Origin of the sequence: Pseudomonas sp. Y39-6, assembly GCF_023651955.1 — a bacterium.
Lineage (GTDB): Bacteria > Pseudomonadota > Gammaproteobacteria > Pseudomonadales > Pseudomonadaceae > Aquipseudomonas > Aquipseudomonas veronii.
The window spans coordinates 6,697,565-6,713,464 of record NZ_CP069594.1; the positions used below are offsets into that span (position 1 = coordinate 6,697,565).

General features: G+C 61.7%; 15 protein-coding genes. 8 read left to right on the forward strand and 7 right to left on the reverse strand.

Translation table 11 applies throughout. From position 1 onward, the window contains the following. Nucleotides 1–557: 557 nt before the first annotated feature. The gene (gene argA / locus JN756_RS30625) at nt 558–1,856 is read right to left on the reverse strand and encodes an amino-acid N-acetyltransferase (RefSeq protein ID WP_017845093.1); all 1,299 of its coding nucleotides are present in this window, start codon (nt 1,854–1,856) and stop codon (nt 558–560) included. Nucleotides 1,857–1,989: 133 nt separating this feature from the next. Beyond that, nucleotides 1,990–3,138: an acetylornithine deacetylase gene (gene argE / locus JN756_RS30630; protein WP_046488840.1), complete on the reverse strand. Its 1,149-nt coding sequence runs from the start codon at nt 3,136–3,138 to the stop codon at nt 1,990–1,992. A 158-nt stretch (nt 3,139–3,296) separates the two neighbouring features. Between argE and JN756_RS30635 the strand changes: the two genes are divergently transcribed. Further along, on the forward strand, nt 3,297–4,664 hold the full coding sequence (locus JN756_RS30635) for a CYTH domain-containing protein (RefSeq protein ID WP_017845095.1): 1,368 nt from the start codon (nt 3,297–3,299) through the stop codon (nt 4,662–4,664). A gap of 84 nt (nt 4,665–4,748) precedes the next feature. On the opposite strand, the gene JN756_RS30640 is transcribed toward JN756_RS30635, so the two are convergent. Beyond that, nucleotides 4,749–5,219 (reverse strand): Lrp/AsnC family transcriptional regulator, encoded by a 471-nt coding sequence (locus JN756_RS30640; protein WP_046381706.1) that lies wholly within the window; start codon nt 5,217–5,219, stop codon nt 4,749–4,751. 127 nt (nt 5,220–5,346) lie between these two features. Between JN756_RS30640 and JN756_RS30645 the strand changes: the two genes are divergently transcribed. From JN756_RS30645 to JN756_RS30675, 7 genes are all read left to right on the forward strand, one after another. Continuing rightward, nucleotides 5,347–5,685 carry an ACT-like domain-containing protein gene (locus JN756_RS30645; RefSeq protein ID WP_017845097.1) on the forward strand — a complete coding sequence of 113 codons (339 nt, stop codon included), beginning with the start codon at nt 5,347–5,349 and terminating at the stop codon, nt 5,683–5,685. Nucleotides 5,686–5,765: 80 nt separating this feature from the next. Continuing rightward, the gene (locus JN756_RS30650) at nt 5,766–7,448 is read left to right on the forward strand and encodes a GspE/PulE family protein (protein ID WP_201021632.1); all 1,683 of its coding nucleotides are present in this window, start codon (nt 5,766–5,768) and stop codon (nt 7,446–7,448) included. A 77-nt stretch (nt 7,449–7,525) separates the two neighbouring features. Beyond that, nucleotides 7,526–8,446, forward strand: coding sequence for an SPFH domain-containing protein (locus tag JN756_RS30655; RefSeq protein WP_046381704.1), 921 nt, complete (start codon nt 7,526–7,528; stop codon nt 8,444–8,446). Between the two features lie 10 nt (nt 8,447–8,456). Beyond that, entirely contained in the window at nt 8,457–8,903 is a 447-nt protein-coding gene (locus tag JN756_RS30660) for an NfeD family protein (RefSeq protein WP_017845100.1), read from the forward strand. Nucleotides 8,904–8,972: 69 nt separating this feature from the next. Beyond that, nucleotides 8,973–9,287 carry a DUF2388 domain-containing protein gene (locus JN756_RS30665; RefSeq protein WP_003176799.1) on the forward strand — a complete coding sequence of 105 codons (315 nt, stop codon included), beginning with the start codon at nt 8,973–8,975 and terminating at the stop codon, nt 9,285–9,287. Nucleotides 9,288–9,470: 183 nt separating this feature from the next. Then, nucleotides 9,471–10,136, forward strand: coding sequence for an outer membrane protein (locus tag JN756_RS30670; RefSeq protein ID WP_046381703.1), 666 nt, complete (start codon nt 9,471–9,473; stop codon nt 10,134–10,136). Between the two features lie 157 nt (nt 10,137–10,293). Next, nucleotides 10,294–11,433: a DegT/DnrJ/EryC1/StrS family aminotransferase gene (locus JN756_RS30675; RefSeq protein WP_017845102.1), complete on the forward strand. Its 1,140-nt coding sequence runs from the start codon at nt 10,294–10,296 to the stop codon at nt 11,431–11,433. 42 nt (nt 11,434–11,475) lie between these two features. On the opposite strand, the gene gcvH is transcribed toward JN756_RS30675, so the two are convergent. The 4 genes from gcvH to JN756_RS30695 form a co-directional block, all read right to left on the reverse strand. Next, nucleotides 11,476–11,859, reverse strand: coding sequence for a glycine cleavage system protein GcvH (gene gcvH, locus JN756_RS30680; RefSeq protein WP_046381702.1), 384 nt, complete (start codon nt 11,857–11,859; stop codon nt 11,476–11,478). 51 nt (nt 11,860–11,910) lie between these two features. After that, nucleotides 11,911–12,993: a glycine cleavage system aminomethyltransferase GcvT gene (gene gcvT / locus JN756_RS30685; RefSeq protein WP_046381701.1), complete on the reverse strand. Its 1,083-nt coding sequence runs from the start codon at nt 12,991–12,993 to the stop codon at nt 11,911–11,913. Between the two features lie 156 nt (nt 12,994–13,149). Further along, nucleotides 13,150–14,766, reverse strand: coding sequence for an ABC transporter permease (locus JN756_RS30690; RefSeq protein ID WP_201021633.1), 1,617 nt, complete (start codon nt 14,764–14,766; stop codon nt 13,150–13,152). Nucleotides 14,767–14,848: 82 nt separating this feature from the next. Then, nucleotides 14,849–15,853: an extracellular solute-binding protein gene (locus JN756_RS30695; protein ID WP_079444903.1), complete on the reverse strand. Its 1,005-nt coding sequence runs from the start codon at nt 15,851–15,853 to the stop codon at nt 14,849–14,851. Between the last annotated feature and the right edge of the window lie 47 nt (nt 15,854–15,900).

Here is a 15,900-nt window from a genome sequence, read left to right on the forward strand (position 1 = left end):
TACACCCAAAAAGAATTATTTCATTCTTTTTCATATGCTTTTGGAATAAGTCTCTGCATAAAGCAAGACGCGTCAGCATAGACGAACCTTTGCATAAGCTAATTCCTAAAAGGCATTTCTTGATCGCTTTTTAGATCTTTTTAGCTGAACGCACCGTCACATACGTCACCCAGGATCAAAAAGGCGACGCCATCATGGCCAAACGCCCATCTTCCCGTCAATTTGTTACAGTTTTTGTATCGCTAATATTTCATGCCGGCCTGAGAGCCGCTGATCGAGCCGTCTGGCAGCGAAAGCTTCGCGCAATTTATCCCTCTACGCCTTGATCGTATCGGCTCAAAATCAAGAATCCTTAAACTTTAGTAGGGGGCACGGGTGGCACGATGACGCACCCCGGGGTTTGATCGGCCACGTCATCGCTACGCCCTTCGCCCGTGGGACGTACCGATCTTCGAAGTGACGAGCTGGTTTGGCGGCGAACGCATCACCTCGGGTTAACGCAACGACCGAGGCCCGCATCGCAGGCAAACCAGCTCAGAGGCTGGGAGGGCGGGGTATTACAGGGCCTTCTCGAAAATCTTCGAGTTACGCTGATAGTTGTACAGCGATGCCCGCGCCGAAGGCAGGCGATCCACGCTGCTGGGCACAAAGCCGCGCTCGCGGAACCAGTGCGCCGTGCGCGTGGTGAGCACGAACAGGGTCTTCAACCCCTGCGCCCGGGCGCGAGCCTCGATGCGCTCGAGCAGTTCATCGCCGCGCCTGCCGTGGCGATACTCCGGGTTGACTGCCAGGCACGCCAACTCCCCCGCGTCCGAATCGGCGATCTGATACAGCGCCGCGCAGGCGATGATCATGCCTTCGCGTTCGACCACGCTGAACTGCTCGATCTCGCGCTCCAGCACTTCCCGCGAACGGCGTACCAGGATGCCCTGCTCTTCCAGCGGGCTGATCAGGTCGAGCAAGCCGCCGACGTCTTCGATCGCCGCCTCGCGCACCAGCTCGAATTGTTCCTGGGCCACCAGCGTACCGCCGCCATCACGGGTGAACAGTTCGGTGAGCAGCGCACCGTCTTCGACATAGCTGACGATATGGCTGCGGCCTACCCCGCCCCGGCAAGCTTCGGCAGCCGCATCGAGCAATTCAGCCTGGTAGTTGCTGCCCAGGCGTTGCAGATGCGCCGGCACTTGTTGCGGGCGCAGTTCACGCACCAGGCGGCCATTTTCATCGATCAGGCCAGGATCGGCACCGAACAGCAGCAACTTATCGGCGGCCAGGTCGATGGCGGCGCGGGTGGCGACGTCTTCGCAGGCCAGGTTGAAGATCTCGCCGGTGGGCGAATACCCCAGGGGCGACAACAGCACGATGGAGCGCTCGTCCAGCAGGCGATTGATGCCTTTGCGGTCGACCCGACGCACTTCGCCGGTGTGGTGGAAGTCCACGCCTTCGAGCACGCCGATCGGGCGCGCCGTCACCAGGTTGCCGCTGGCCACGCGCAAGCGCGAGCCCTGCATCGGCGACGAGGCCATGTCCATCGACAGGCGCGCTTCAATGGCGATGCGCAGATGGCCGACCGCATCGATCACACACTCCAGCGTGGCGGCATCGGTGATGCGCAGGCCGTTGTGGTAAACCGGGTTGAGCCCGCGCGCTTCGAGGCGCGCTTCAATCTGTGGGCGCGAACCGTGGACCAGCACCAGTCGCACTCCCAGGCTGTGGAGCAGCACCAGGTCGTGGACGATATTGCCGAAGTTCGGATGATCCACACCGTCGCCGGGCAGCATGACCACAAAGGTGCAGTCGCGGTGGGCGTTGATGTAGGGCGAAGCGTGACGAAGCCAATTGACGTAGTCGGGCATGGAACCTGGGCCTGTAATAAAAAGCAGCCGAAAAAGGATGAGTCGTGAAAACGCACAGCAGGCTGATGGTTATCGTCGGAACAGGCTTGGCAACACGCTCGCTCTCCTTATGTACGCATGGGCAGGGATTAATTTATGCAGGTGTCAGGCAGTAATGTTCGATCAGTTCCCGCAATAGACGCACTGTAGGCGTCAAGCGTGACATTTCGAGGTACTCGCCCGGCTGGTGGGCGCAGGCAATATCGCCAGGGCCAAGCACCAGGGTTTCACAACCAAGGCGCTGAAGATAAGGCGCTTCGGTGCCGAACGCTACTGCTTCGGCGCGATGACCGGTCAATCGTTCGGCGACCCGCACCAGCTCTGCGTCTTCGGCCTGCTCGAACGGCGGCACTTCGGCGAACAGCGGCGCATAGTCGATCTTCACCTTATGGCGCTCGGCCACTGGTTCGAGTTTCTGCCGGATCGCCGCGCGCAGCACCTGCGGGTCCATGCCGGGCAAGGGCCGCAGGTCGAACTCCAGGGAACACTGGCCGCAGATGCGGTTGGGGTTATCGCCGCCGTGGATGCAACCGAAATTCAGGGTCGGTTGCGGCACGCTGAACTGCGGGTTGCGGTACTCGCGCTGCCAGGCCAGGCGCAGGCCGCGCAGTTCGCCGATGGCGTCGTGCATGGCTTCCAGCGCGCTGTGGCCCAGGCGCGGGTCCGACGAATGACCGCTGCGGCCGAGGATGTCGATGCGCTCCATCATCACACCTTTGTGCAGGCGGATCGGCTTGAGGCCGGTCGGCTCGCCGATCACCGCCGCACGCCCCAACGGACGCCCGGCCGCCGCCAATGCACGGGCGCCGGACATCGAGCTTTCTTCATCGCAGGTGGCAAGGATCAGCAATGGCTGCTTGAACGGTTGGTCGAGCAGCGGCAACACCGCTTCGATGGCCAGCGCGAAAAAACCCTTCATGTCGCAGCTGCCCAATCCTACCCAGCGACCGTCGACTTCCGTCAGCTTGAGCGGGTCGGTCTTCCACAGCGCGGCGTCATACGGCACGGTATCGCTATGGCCGGCCAACACCAGGCCGCCGGGGCCCGTGCCGAAACTGGCGAGCAGGTTGAACTTGCCGGGGCTGACGGGCTGGATGTCGATGGCGAAGCCCAGATCGCCCAGCCAGCCGGCGAGCAGGTCGATCACCGGGCGGTTGCTCTGGTCGAGAGACGCTTGGGTGCAACTGACCGACGGTGTGGCAATCAAGGCGGCGAATTGCTCTTTCATGGACGGTAACGGCATGCGCGGTCTCCCTACTTCCCGGATGAACCTCACTATAGAGGCATCTGCACGACACAATAAACCGTTGCGGCGCGTTGCCGGGCTCAGTCCTGTACACTGCACGACCTTGGCAGCCACTCTTTTTCCCGGCTGCGCTCCCGATCCTGGATTTTCCGGCCATGCAGAAAGAAACCGAAATCAAGCTCCGCGTCAGCCGCGAAACACTCGCCGCGCTGCGTGAGCACCCGCTACTGAAAAAACGCAACAAAAGTGGCTGGGAACGCCGTGAGTTGATGAACCAGTACTTCGACACCCCCGAGCGCGACCTGGCCAAGGCCAAAGTCGCCCTGCGTTTGCGCAAGGACGGTGACGACATTATCCAGACCCTCAAGACCCGTGGCCAAAGCGTCGCCGGCTTGTCGGAACGTAACGAATACAACTGGGAATTGCCCAAAGCCAAGCTCGACGTGAAGAAACTCGACGGCGAATGCTGGCCCGAGGAACTCGCCGAGCTGGACAAAAAGACCCTCAAGCCGATCTTCACCACCGACTTCGTGCGCGAACGCGCCGAAATCGCCTGGGGCCGGGGCAAAGCCAAAGTGGTGATCGAAGCCGCACTGGACCTGGGCCATGTAGTGGCCGGCAAGCAGAAAGAAGAAATCTGCGAACTGGAACTGGAACTGCGCGAAGGCGAACCGGCCGCCCTGCTGGAACTGGCCGCCGAACTGGCCGCCACCCTGGCACTGATGCCATGCGACATCAGCAAGGCCGAACGCGGCTATCGCCTGTATGACGCCAGCAGCTACTCCCTGAGCCTGCCGGCGCCGCAACTGCACGCCGAAATGCCACTGGACGACGCCTTCGCCGCGATCATGTGGCACCTGCTGGGCAGCAGCCAGCGCCTGGCCGAGCAATACCGTTTCAATGGCCACTGGCGCCTGTTGCAGGACTGGGTCGACAACCTCGGCGAACTGCGCGCCCTGCTCGGCAGCCTCGGCCAGGCCGCGCCGCGTCAATCCACCAGCGAACTGCGCAGCGCACTCGATGCCCTGCTGGAAGACTGGCGCCCGCTGGTCCAGGCCGGTGACGACGATGAAGACATTCGCAAAGCCGCGCCGGAGCAATTCGCCGAAGAATTGACCGACGTGCGCTGGGGCCTGTTCTCGCTGAACACCTCCCGCTGGCTGCTGAACCGCACCTGGACCGCCGACCGCAACGTGCGCGGTAACCGTCAGGGCGCCGCGCAAATCACCAACTGGTTGCCACGCCTGCTGGCCGAAGACGCCGTCGCCCTGCAACTGCCGCGCTATCAGCAGCAACCGGAAGACCTCGCCGAGCAACTGCCGCGCATCGAGCGCATCCAGGCCTGGCTGCACCACGCACGCCAGGTGGTGGACATTGCGGAACTCGACCGCCTGTACGGTGAGCTGAACAAGCTGGCGCAACTGGCCAACCAGCCGATCACCGATGAATCGCTGGATGCGCGCATGCATCAGGCGATCGCGGTGTATCAGAACCGTGCCTGGAAGACCCTGCTGCGTCTGTAACCCCCGCTTTCGAAAGCAACCCCTCCCACATTTGGAATGCATTTCAATGTGGGAGGGGGCTTGCCCCCGATGAGGCCAGCCCTGTCAGCCCAATACTGGCAGGCTAGTGGTGGACTTGATCTCCGACAACGCCACGATCGAATTGACCTCCTGAATCCCCGGCACCATCGACAACTTCTCGAAGAAAAACCGCTCGTAAGCCTCGATGTCCGACGTGACAATGCGCAGCAGAAAATCCACCGCCCCCATCAACACATAACACTCCAACACTTCCGGAAAACCGCGGATCGCCTCGGTGAACTCGGTGAAGTTGGAACGCCCGTGGGCATTGAGTTTGACCTCGGCAAAAATCTGCGTATTGAGGCCGATCTTCTTGCGGTCCAGCAGCGTGACCTGGCTGCGGATCACGCCCTCGTCCTTCAGCCGTTGGATACGCCGCCAGCATGGCGATTGAGACAGGCCGACCTGCTCGGCGATCTGCGCGCTGGAGAGCGAGGCATCCTCCTGCAGCAGGGCCAGGATACGGCGGTCGTAGACGTCCAGCTCGCTGCGCATAGAAATACCTTTAATACGGGTTGTCTTGAATTGATTTGTGCATTTATCGACGAATCAGGCTCATCTTAGATAAGAAATCTCCTTTCGCGAATGTAAGAATTTCTCCAATCGAATCTGGAGAGTCCGCATGCACGCCGTCGAAACCACCTGCCCTGTCACCCGCGTCGATGCGTGGGCCGTCGACAGTGCCCATTGCCAGGCCCATTACCAGATCGTCGCCGAGGCCGAACCCGATGTGCTGTGCCGGGTGCTCAACTATTTCGCGCTGCAGTTCCTGACGCCGCGCCAGGTCAGTGTGAATCGCCAGGACGATGTGCTGACCGTGGATATCGTGATGGATGGCGTGAGCTGGCACCGAGCCCAGGTGATCGGTGAAAAGATTCGAAACCTGATCAGCGTGTGCTCGCTGGAGATGTGGTCGGCTGATTCTGTGCGGCCTCAGGCGCTGGCGGCCGGCGCCCAGTAAAAGCCTGCAATACACGCGCAAGGCTGCGGGTCAGGGGCTGACTAGCCTGGGTATACACCCGGCGCCCCAGGAAAACCTCAATGCCTGTTGATCAGCGATTGGAATTGCCCCCGTTGTTACCGGCCCTGGTCGAGCAGGGCGTGATCACCCTCGATGTGGCTCGGCGCTTGTCGACGCTGCCGGCCAGCCACACTCAGCATCCCCTGGAATGCATCGCGGCCCAGGGGCCTTGCCTGGAAACCCTGACGCAATGGCTGGCGCGGCACAGCGGGCAGCCTTACCTGCGTATCGACCCGCTGAAGATCGATGTGGCGACGGTGGTGCCGCTGATGTCCCACGCCTTCGCCCAGCGCCACGGCATTCTTGCGGTGGCCGTGGATGCGCAGAGCGTCACGGTCGCCAGTGCCGAGCCTTACGTCACTGCCTGGGAAGCCGGGCTGGCGCAGGTGCTCAAGCGTTCGATCAAACGCGTGGTCGCCAACCCACAGGCCATCCAGCGCTGCATCGGCGAGTTTTATCGCCTGGCGAAGTCCGTCAGCGGCGCCGATCAAACAACGCCCGCGCCGGCACATTTCGAGTTGCTCAACCTCGGCGCCGGCGACCAGGCGCCGGACGCCAACGACGCGCATATCGTCAATATCGTCGACTGGCTGTTGCAGTACGCGTTCGGCCAGCGGGCCAGCGATATCCATATCGAGCCATGTCGCGAGCAGGGCCGCGTGCGTTTTCGCATCGACGGGCTGCTGCATGACGTCTACCAGTTTCCGCCCCAGGTCACGATGGCGGTGGTCAGTCGCCTGAAAAGCCTGGGCCGGATGAACGTGGCAGAAAAACGCAAACCGCAGGACGGGCGAGTCAAGACCAAAAGCCCGGCGGGCGCGGAAGTAGAATTGCGCCTTTCAACCTTGCCCACGGCGTTCGGCGAGAAACTGGTGATGCGGATTTTCGACCCCCAGGTCCTGCTCAAGGACTTCGACCAGCTTGGCCTGTCGGCCCAGGACCAGCAACGCTGGCACAGCCTGACCCGCCAGAGCCACGGCATCATCCTGGTCACCGGCCCTACCGGCTCCGGCAAGACCAGCACCCTCTACACCACCCTCAAGCGCCTGGCGAGCCGCGAGGTCAACCTGTGTACGGTGGAAGACCCGATCGAGATGGTCGAGCCGGCATTCAACCAGATGCAGGTACAGCACAATATCGACCTGAGCTTCGCCAGCGGCATCCGCGCACTGCTGCGCCAGGACCCGGACATCATCATGATCGGCGAGATCCGCGACCAGGAAACCGCCGAGATGGCGATCCAGGCCGCGCTGACCGGGCATCTGGTGCTGTCGACCCTGCACACCAACGATGCGCCGAGTGCGATCAGCCGATTGCAGGAACTGGGCATTGCTTATTATTTGATCAAGGCCACACTACTGGGAGTGATGGCGCAGCGCTTGGTGCGGCTCTTGTGCCCACGCTGCAAACGCACAACCAGCAGCAACGACACTGAAGCCATCGGGTGCGCGGAGTGCCGTGACAGCGGTTATCGCGGGCGCGCCGGGGTCTACGAAATCATGGTGCTGGACGACGCGCTCAAGTCGCTGATCACCCCCGGCACCGACGTGCAGGCCTTGCGCCGGGCGGCGCTCCAGCAAGGGATGTGCAGCCTGCGAATGGCCGGCATGCACAAGGTCGAAGCCGGGTTGACCAGCCTGGCGGAAATCCTGCGCACCACGCCTGGGGATTCAGAAACAAATCCGTTGGCTGTCGGGCGGTGAAACCCTTCTTATCGCAGACAACCCCGTTACAATCGGCCGAACGTCGTTTCACTGACATCTTCAGATAGGGAATCGCTATGCAGATCGGAACCGTACTGCTTCTTTTCGTGGGATTGGCCATCGCCATCCTGTTCATGGGCTTCAAAGTGGTGCCCCAGGGCTATCAGTGGACGGTCGAGCGCTTCGGCCGCTACACCAATACGCTCAAGCCCGGCCTCAACATCATCATCCCAGTCATGGACCGCATCGGTCGCAAGATCAACGTGATGGAAAGCGTGCTGGATATCCCGCCCCAGGAAGTGATCACCGCCGACAACGCCACCGTGCAGATCGACGCCGTGTGCTTCTTCCAGGTGGTCAACACCGCCCAGGCCGCCTATGAGGTGAACAACCTCGAACACGCCATCCGCAACCTGTTGCAGACCAACATCCGTACCGTACTCGGTTCTATGGAACTGGATGCGATGCTCAGCCAACGTGACGGCATCAACGAAAAACTGCTGCGCACCGTCGACGAGGCCACGGCGCCGTGGGGCATCAAGATCACCCGGATCGAGATCAAGGACATCAGCCCACCCGCCGACCTGATGGCCGCCATGTCGGGCCAGATGAAAGCCGAGCGGATCAAGCGCGCACAGATCCTCGAAGCCGAGGGCCTGCGGGCATCGGCGATCCTGACCGCCGAAGGCAAGAAGCAGGCGCAGATCCTCGAAGCCGAAGGCGGACGCCAAGCCGCGTTCCTGGAGTCCGAAGCCCGCGAACGTCAAGCCGAGGCAGAGGCCCGCGCCACCCAGGTAGTGTCCGAAGCGATCGCCACCGGTAACGTGCAGGCCATCAACTACTTCGTCGCCCAGAAATACATCGACGCGCTGGGCAAACTGGCTTCGGCCAACAACAGCAAGGTGATCCTCATGCCGCTGGAAGCCAGCCAGGTGATCGGCGCTGTCGGTGGTATCGGCGAAATCGTCAAAGCGACTTTCGACAACAAGAAAGGCTGAGGCCATCGCCATGTGGGATTTCCTGCAGCATCTTTCGTTTTGGGATTGGCTGGCACTGGGCACGGTGCTGCTGATTCTTGAAGTGTTCGGCGCCGGCGGCTACCTGTTGTGGATGGGGATCGCCGCGGCCGCCGTGGGCGTGATCAAGTTCCTGGTACCGCCGCTCGGGCTGGAATGGCAACTGCTGCTGTTCGCCGTGTTGTCGATATTGACGGCGGTGTACTGGTGGAAACGCCAGCGCAGCAGCGCCAAGGCCAGCGACCAACCGGGACTCAACGAGCGCGGTTCAGAGTTGATCGGCCATACGTTTGTCGTGCATCAGGCAATTGTGGATGGTCGCGGCAAGATAAAAGTCGGTGATGGCGTGTGGATCGTGACCGGCCCGGACACCCCCGTAGGCGCTCATGTATGCGTGGTTGCACAGGAGGGGACGGTTTTGCAGGTTGAAACTGTTTAGTCAGTGATGGAACTCGATTGGGCTAACTACAATCATAGAGTACAGATAACCCACCCGGAGTCACCCGCCATGCGTCTCAAATATGCTGTCGCCACCCTCGCTGTGCTTTCCCTACCTGTCGGCTCAGCCATGGCCGATAGCTTCTGGCGTAATGTCATCTCATCGGGCGCCACGACCGGCTCGACGTACCTGACCTTCAAGGACCACAAGCTGGTGGTTGCCGCCCAAGACGACGCAGGCAGCTTCGTTGCCAGCGACGGCGGCATCCGCGGCCCGTACCTGGAAGCCGCCATGCAGAAAGTCCGCGCCGATAACCCTGGCCTCCAGGCCACGGACATGGAATTGGCCAACGCCATCCTCGCGAAAAACGCTGTCACCGAGTAATCCTCGCCCCATAAAGAATGCCGCTTCCCAGCGGCATTTTTTTTGATCATTTCCTACAGTCATCGCCCCCGGGCACTACGCAGATAGTCTATTTTTTCCAGCCGCGGGCAGAGAAGTCCTGTCGAGCCCTCAAGCGCCAGGCAACAAGCTAAGGATTCCTTTTCCATCGAGCGAATCCCTTCCATGCAAAAACTCGCCTACGCGCTGCTGTTCTCTGTGTTCTTTACCCCCCATGCCCATGCAGAAAACGGGTACGGATCGTTGAAGCTCAACCACGCCCGTCAGAACCTCTCCAGCGCCCTGCTGACCAGCCCACGCGTCACCGAACGGGTGGAGGCGCCCGACAGCAGCAAGTCAATCGTCGCCTCTTTCGCCGTGGGTTATGCGTTTGCCGATGGCTGGCGCCTGGAAGGGGAATACACCATGCCGAAGCATTCGACCTTCAAATCCTACTGGGCGCCCTTCAATGCCAACGTCAACAGCCAACAGGTCCACAGCCAGCGCTTGATGCTCAATGGCTACAAGGACATCCCACTCAATGATTGGCTGTCGTTTTACGGCATGGCCGGCGTGGGGGTGGCGCGGATCGACGCCGAGGGCTACCAGACCAACGAGACCCGGCGCTTTGCCAGCCACCGCCAGCACAATTTCGCCTACAGCGTCGGCATGGGGCTGGAGGCCAAGGTCAGCGAACAACTCACCCTCGGCGCGGGTTACCGTTACACCGCCATGGGCGATGTGGAAACCGGCTACAACACCTTCGCCAACCGCGTGAACGCACGGGATGAGCAGCTCAAAGGCAAGCTCAAAGAGCAGAATATGTTTCTGGAAGCGCGCGTGTCCTTCTGACTCGCAGCAAAAAATGCCGCGCTCGACGCGGCATTTTTCACCGTTTGGGTGACGTTTCGTTCACAGAAGACAGGCTATATTCAGTCACGCCGTGCAACCATGCCGGTACTGATATGCCTTCTCTCATCGTCTATCTGAAACGGATGCCTTCGTCGTCATGAGCCAACAGCCCTTTCTGCCATTTTCCAAACCTACCATTGATGAAGCCACCATCTCGGCGGTCGGTGATGTACTGCGTTCGGGCTGGATCACCAGCGGGCCGAAAGTGCAGGCGTTCGAAGCGCAACTGTCGGAATACTTTGGCGGGCGACCGGTACGCACCTTCAACTCGGGCACCTGCACCATGGAGATTGCCTTGCGCATCGCCGGTATCGGGCCGGGCGATGAAGTCATCACCACGCCGATCTCCTGGGTTGCCACGGCCAACGTGATTCTGGAAGTCGGCGCCACGCCGGTGTTTGCCGATATCGACCCGGTAACCCGCAATATCGACCTGGCCCAGGTCGAAGCAGCCATCACCCCGCGCACCAAGGCGATCATCCCGGTGTACCTGGCCGGCCTGCCGCTGGATATGCCGATGCTTTACGCACTGGCCAACAAGTACAACCTGCGTATCGTTGAAGATGCCGCCCAGGCCCTGGGTTCGAGCTGGGACGGTGAACGGATCGGCGCCACCGGCGACTTCGTGTCGTTCAGCTTCCAGGCGAACAAGAACATCACCTCTTCCGAGGGCGGCTGCCTGGTGCTGAACAACGCCGACGAAGCACGCCTGGCAGAGAAGTACCGCTTGCAGGGCGTGACCCGCACCGGCTTCGACGGCCTGGACGTGGATGTGCTGGGCGGCAAGTTCAACATGACCGACATCGCCGCCGCCATCGGCCTGGGGCAATTTGCCCATATCCAGGAGATCACCGCCCATCGCCAGAACCTGGCGCGGCACTACTTCAAGTGCTTCGGCAGTGATTTTGAAGAGCAATACGGTGCGCAACTGCCACCGGCGGATTTCGAAAACAGCAACTGGCACCTGTTCCAACTGGTCCTGCCGGAGCGCCAGGACGGGCTGCCGGCCCGCGCCACATTCATGGAGCAGATGCAGGCCCACGGCGTCGGCATTGGCTATCACTACCCGCCAATCCACCTGTTGAGCCTGTATCGGGCACGCGGGTTCAAGGAAGGCATGTTCCCTGTAGCAGAACGTGTTGGGCGTTTGATCGTGTCGTTGCCGATGTTCACAGCAATGACAGAGGCAGATGTGGAACGCTCGGTAGCGGCGGTGAAGGCCGTGCTGAAGCGCTGAAAGGCTGTTGCAGGAGCCGGATGACCGGCTCCTGCAGCGGGATCACTCGCCGATGGCGGCTTTGTAGCCGGCGGCATCGAGCAGTTTTTCCAGGTCGGCCGGGTTGCTGGGCTTGAGCTTGAAGATCCAGGCGCCGTAAGGGTCGCTGTTCAACAACTCAGGGCTGCCGCTCAGTTCCTCGTTAACAGCAATCACTTCGCCAGCAACTGGCGAGTAGATGTCCGAAGCCGCTTTAACCGACTCCACGACACCCGCCGCGTCCCCCACCGCAAACGCTTTGCCGATTTCGGCCAACTCAACAAACACCACATCACCCAAGGCTTCCTGGGCATGGTCGGAGATGCCGACGGTCACAGTGCCGTCAGCTTCCAAACGGGCCCATTCGTGACTTTCGGCATAACGCAGGCCGGCAGGGATATCGCTCATAGTCTATGTCCTCAAGAAGAAATGTCAGCGGCCACTGGCCTGCCGGAATAGTTAGATCAAGGTTTTACCATGGCGCACGAAGGTCGGTTTGACCACTCGAACCGGATACCACTTGCCGCGGATCTCCACTTCGGCCCGATCGGCAGTCGCCGTCGGTACACGCGCCAAAGCAATGGATTTACTCAGCGTAGGAGAGAAACTACCACTGGTGATCTCCCCTTCGCCAACATTGGCGATACGAACCACCTGGTGAGCGCGTAAAACCCCACGTTCTTCCAGTACCAAACCGACCAATTTGGTCTGCACCCCGGCCGCCAGTTCGGCTTCCAGCGCGGCGCGGCCGATGAAACGGCGCTCGGCCGGTTCCCAGGCAATGCTCCAGGCCATGTTGGCCGCCAGGGGCGAAACGTCCTGGTGGATATCCTGGCCATACAGGTTCATGCCGGCTTCCAGGCGCAGGGTGTCGCGGGCGCCGAGGCCGATGGGGGAAATCCCCGCGCCCACCAGGTCGTTGAAAAAACCCGGGGCCTGATCGGCCGGCAGGACAATTTCCAGGCCGTCTTCGCCGGTGTAGCCGGTGCGGGCGATAAACCAGTCGCCATCGGCCTGGCCTTCGAAGGGCTTGAGCTGGTGGATCAGGGTGCCACGCGACTGGGTCACCAGTTCGGCGATTTTCTGCCGGGCGTGGGGGCCCTGGATAGCGAGCATGGCCAGTTCGGAGCGCTCGTGCAGTTGCACCGGGTAAGAGCCCAACTGCGCCTGCATCCAGGCCATGTCCTGGTCACGGGTGGCGGCGTTGACCACCAGCCGATAACCGGCTTCGGTACGGTAGACGATCATGTCGTCCACCACCCCGCCGTGCTCGTTGAGCATGGCGCTGTACAACGCACGGCCGCAGCCGTGCAAACGGTCGACGTCATTGGCCAGCAGGTACTGGAGCCATTCCTTGGCCTGGGGGCCGGTGACATCGATCACGGTCATATGAGATACATCGAACACCCCGCAGTCGCGTCGCACCTGATGGTGTTCTTCAACTTGCGAGCCATAGTGCAGAGGCATATCCCAACCGCCAAAATCGACCATTTTCGCGCCGAGGGCGAGATGCAGGTCATACAAAGGCGTGCGCTGTCCCATGGGTTTCTCCTTCCGGGCTTGGCGAAGGTACGCAGGGCTGCAGGATGGGCTTAACCCCTTGAATCAAAGGGCTTACAGCCACATCCGACGAGCCGGTCCGAAACACGGAGCGTACCGAATGCCGCGCATTGTAGCCTCAAGCCGTAGGACTGGCACCTAACCGATTTGCCGAGCGGAACGTCGTATCAGCCCGACCACCGGCAACAGGCCCACCAGCACCAAGGTCAAGGCCGGCAATGACGCCCGCGCCCACTCCCCTTCACTGGTCATCTCAAAGATCCGCACCGCCAGGGTGTCCCAGCCAAACGGGCGCATCAGCAGGGTCGCCGGCATTTCCTTGAGCACATCGACGAACACCAGCAACGCTGCGCTCAGGGTGCCCGGCAGCAACAGCGGAAGATACACTTTGCAAAACAGTCGTGGACCGCTCACCCCAAGACTGCGCGCAGCTTCGGGCAACGATGGACGGATACGCGCCAGGCTGTTTTCCAGCGGCCCGTAAGCCACCGCCAGGAAACGCACCAGATACGCCAGCACCAATGCCGCCAAGCTGCCCAGCAACAAGGGTTTGCCCGCGCCACCGAGCCAGCCCGACAACGGCACCACCAGCTCACGGTCCAGGTAGCTGAACGCCAACATGATCGACACCGCCAGTACCGAGCCCGGCAACGCATACCCGACACTGGCCAGGCTGATGCCGGAACGAATTGCCCGGGTCGGCGCCAGGCGGTTGGCGAAGGCCAGTATCAGGGCCACGCTGACCGTGACCAGCGCCGCGATACCGCCCAGGTACAGGGTGTGGACGATCAGGCCGGTATAGCGCTCGTCCAGATCGAAACGGCCGCGCTGCCAGAACCAGGCGAGCAGTTGCAGCATCGGAATGACAAAGGCACAGGCAAACACCAGGCCGCACCAACCACTGGCCGCCGCCGCCTTCCAGCCGCGCAGGTGATACAGCGCCTTGCCGCGCGGCCGCTCATTGCTCGGCCGACTGGCACCGCGGGCACGACGCTCGCCGTAGAGCACCAGCATCACCACCAGCAGCAACAGGCTGGCCAGCTGGGCCGCGCTGGACAGGCTGAAAAAGCCGTACCAGGTCTTGTAGATCGCGGTGGTGAAGGTATCGAAGTTGAACACCGAGACCGCACCGAAATCCGCCAGGGTCTCCATCAGCGCCAGGGCCACGCCGGCGCCAATCGCCGGCCGCGCCATGGGCAGGGCCACGCGCCAGAAGGCTTGCCAGGGCGATTGCCCCAGCACGCGCGCCGCTTCCATCAAGCCCTTGCCCTGGGCCAGGAACGCCGTGCGCGCCAGCAGGTAGACGTAGGGATAGAACACCAGCACCAACACAATGACCACCCCACCGGTGGAACGCACGCGGGGCAGCCGCACGCCGCTGCCGAACGCGTCACGCAGCAGGGTTTGCACCGGCCCCGAGAAGTCCAGCAGGCCGACAAACACAAACGCCAGCACATACGCCGGGATCGCGAACGGCAGCATCAGCGCCCAGTCGAGCCAGCGCCGCCCGGGAAATTCGCAGAGGCTGGTCAGCCACGCCAGGCTCACACCCAGCAAGGTCACGCCGACGCCGACGCAGAGCACCAGGGTCAGGGTATTGCCCAGCAGGCGCGGCATCTGGGTTTCCCACAGATGGGACCAGATCTGCGCGTCGATGCTTTGCCAGGACAGCAACAGCACGCTCAGCGGCAGCAACACCAGGGCGGCGACGCTGAAGACCGGCAGGTACCAGCGGCGTTGGGCGGGGTGGGCCAAGAGCAAATTCCCTGGGAATGGATGATCTACAGACAGACACAAAACAGTGTGGGAGGGGGATTACTCCCTCCCACAGACACATTCAGTTCCAGCCGGCCCGATCCATCAGGCGAATCGCCTCGGCCTGGCGCTTGCCCGCCACTTCCACCGGCAAGGTGTCCGCCACAAACTTGCCCCAACTGGCCACTTCAGCCGACGGCGCCACCACCGGGTTGGCCGGGAATTCCTGATTCACGTCGGCAAAGATCTTCTGCGCCTCAGGCGTGGTCATCCACTCCACCAGCGCCTTGGCTGCTTCCGGGTGCGGCGCGTATTTGGTCAGGCCGATGCCGGACAGGTTCACATGCACGCCACGGTCGCCCTGGTTCGGCCAGAACAGCTTCACCGCCAGGTTCGGCTTCTGCTTGTGCAGGCGGCCGTAGTAGTAAGTGTTGACGATGCCCACGTCGCACTGCCCGGCGTTGATCGCTTCGAGCACGGCGATGTCGTCGGAGAACACATCGGTGGACAGGTTATTCACCCAGCCCTTGACGATTTCTTCGGTCTTGGCCGCGCCATGGGTTTCGATCAGGGTGGCGGTCAGCGACTGGTTGTAGACCTTTTTCGCCGTGCGCAGGCACAGGCGGCCTTCCCATTGTTTGTCGGCCAGGGCTTCGTAGGTGGTCAGCTCGCCTGGCTTCACCCGGTCGGTGGAATAGGCGAGGGTCCGCGCACGCAGGCTCAAACCGGTCCAGGCGTGGGTGGACGAGCGGTATTGCAGCGGAATATTGGCGTCGATCAGCTTGGAGGTGAACGGTTGCAGGATGCCCATCTGCTCGGCCTGCCAGAGGTTGCCGGCGTCGACGGTGAGCAGCAGGTCGGCGGTGGCGTTCTCGCCCTCGGCCTTGATGCGCTGCATCAGCGGGGCTTCCTTGTCGGTGATGAACTTCACCTGCACCCCGGTTTTCTGGGTGTAGGCATCGAACACCGGCTTGATCAGTTCGTCGATGCGCGAGGAGTAGACCACGACTTCGTCGGCCGCCTGCACGGTGGTGCTGCCGATGAGGGTGAGTGCCAGGGCAGTCAGGAGGCGCTTGGGTGCCGACATGGGTGCGGTCTCTCGTGAACAAAAGAGTACAAATGATAAGGACTCAC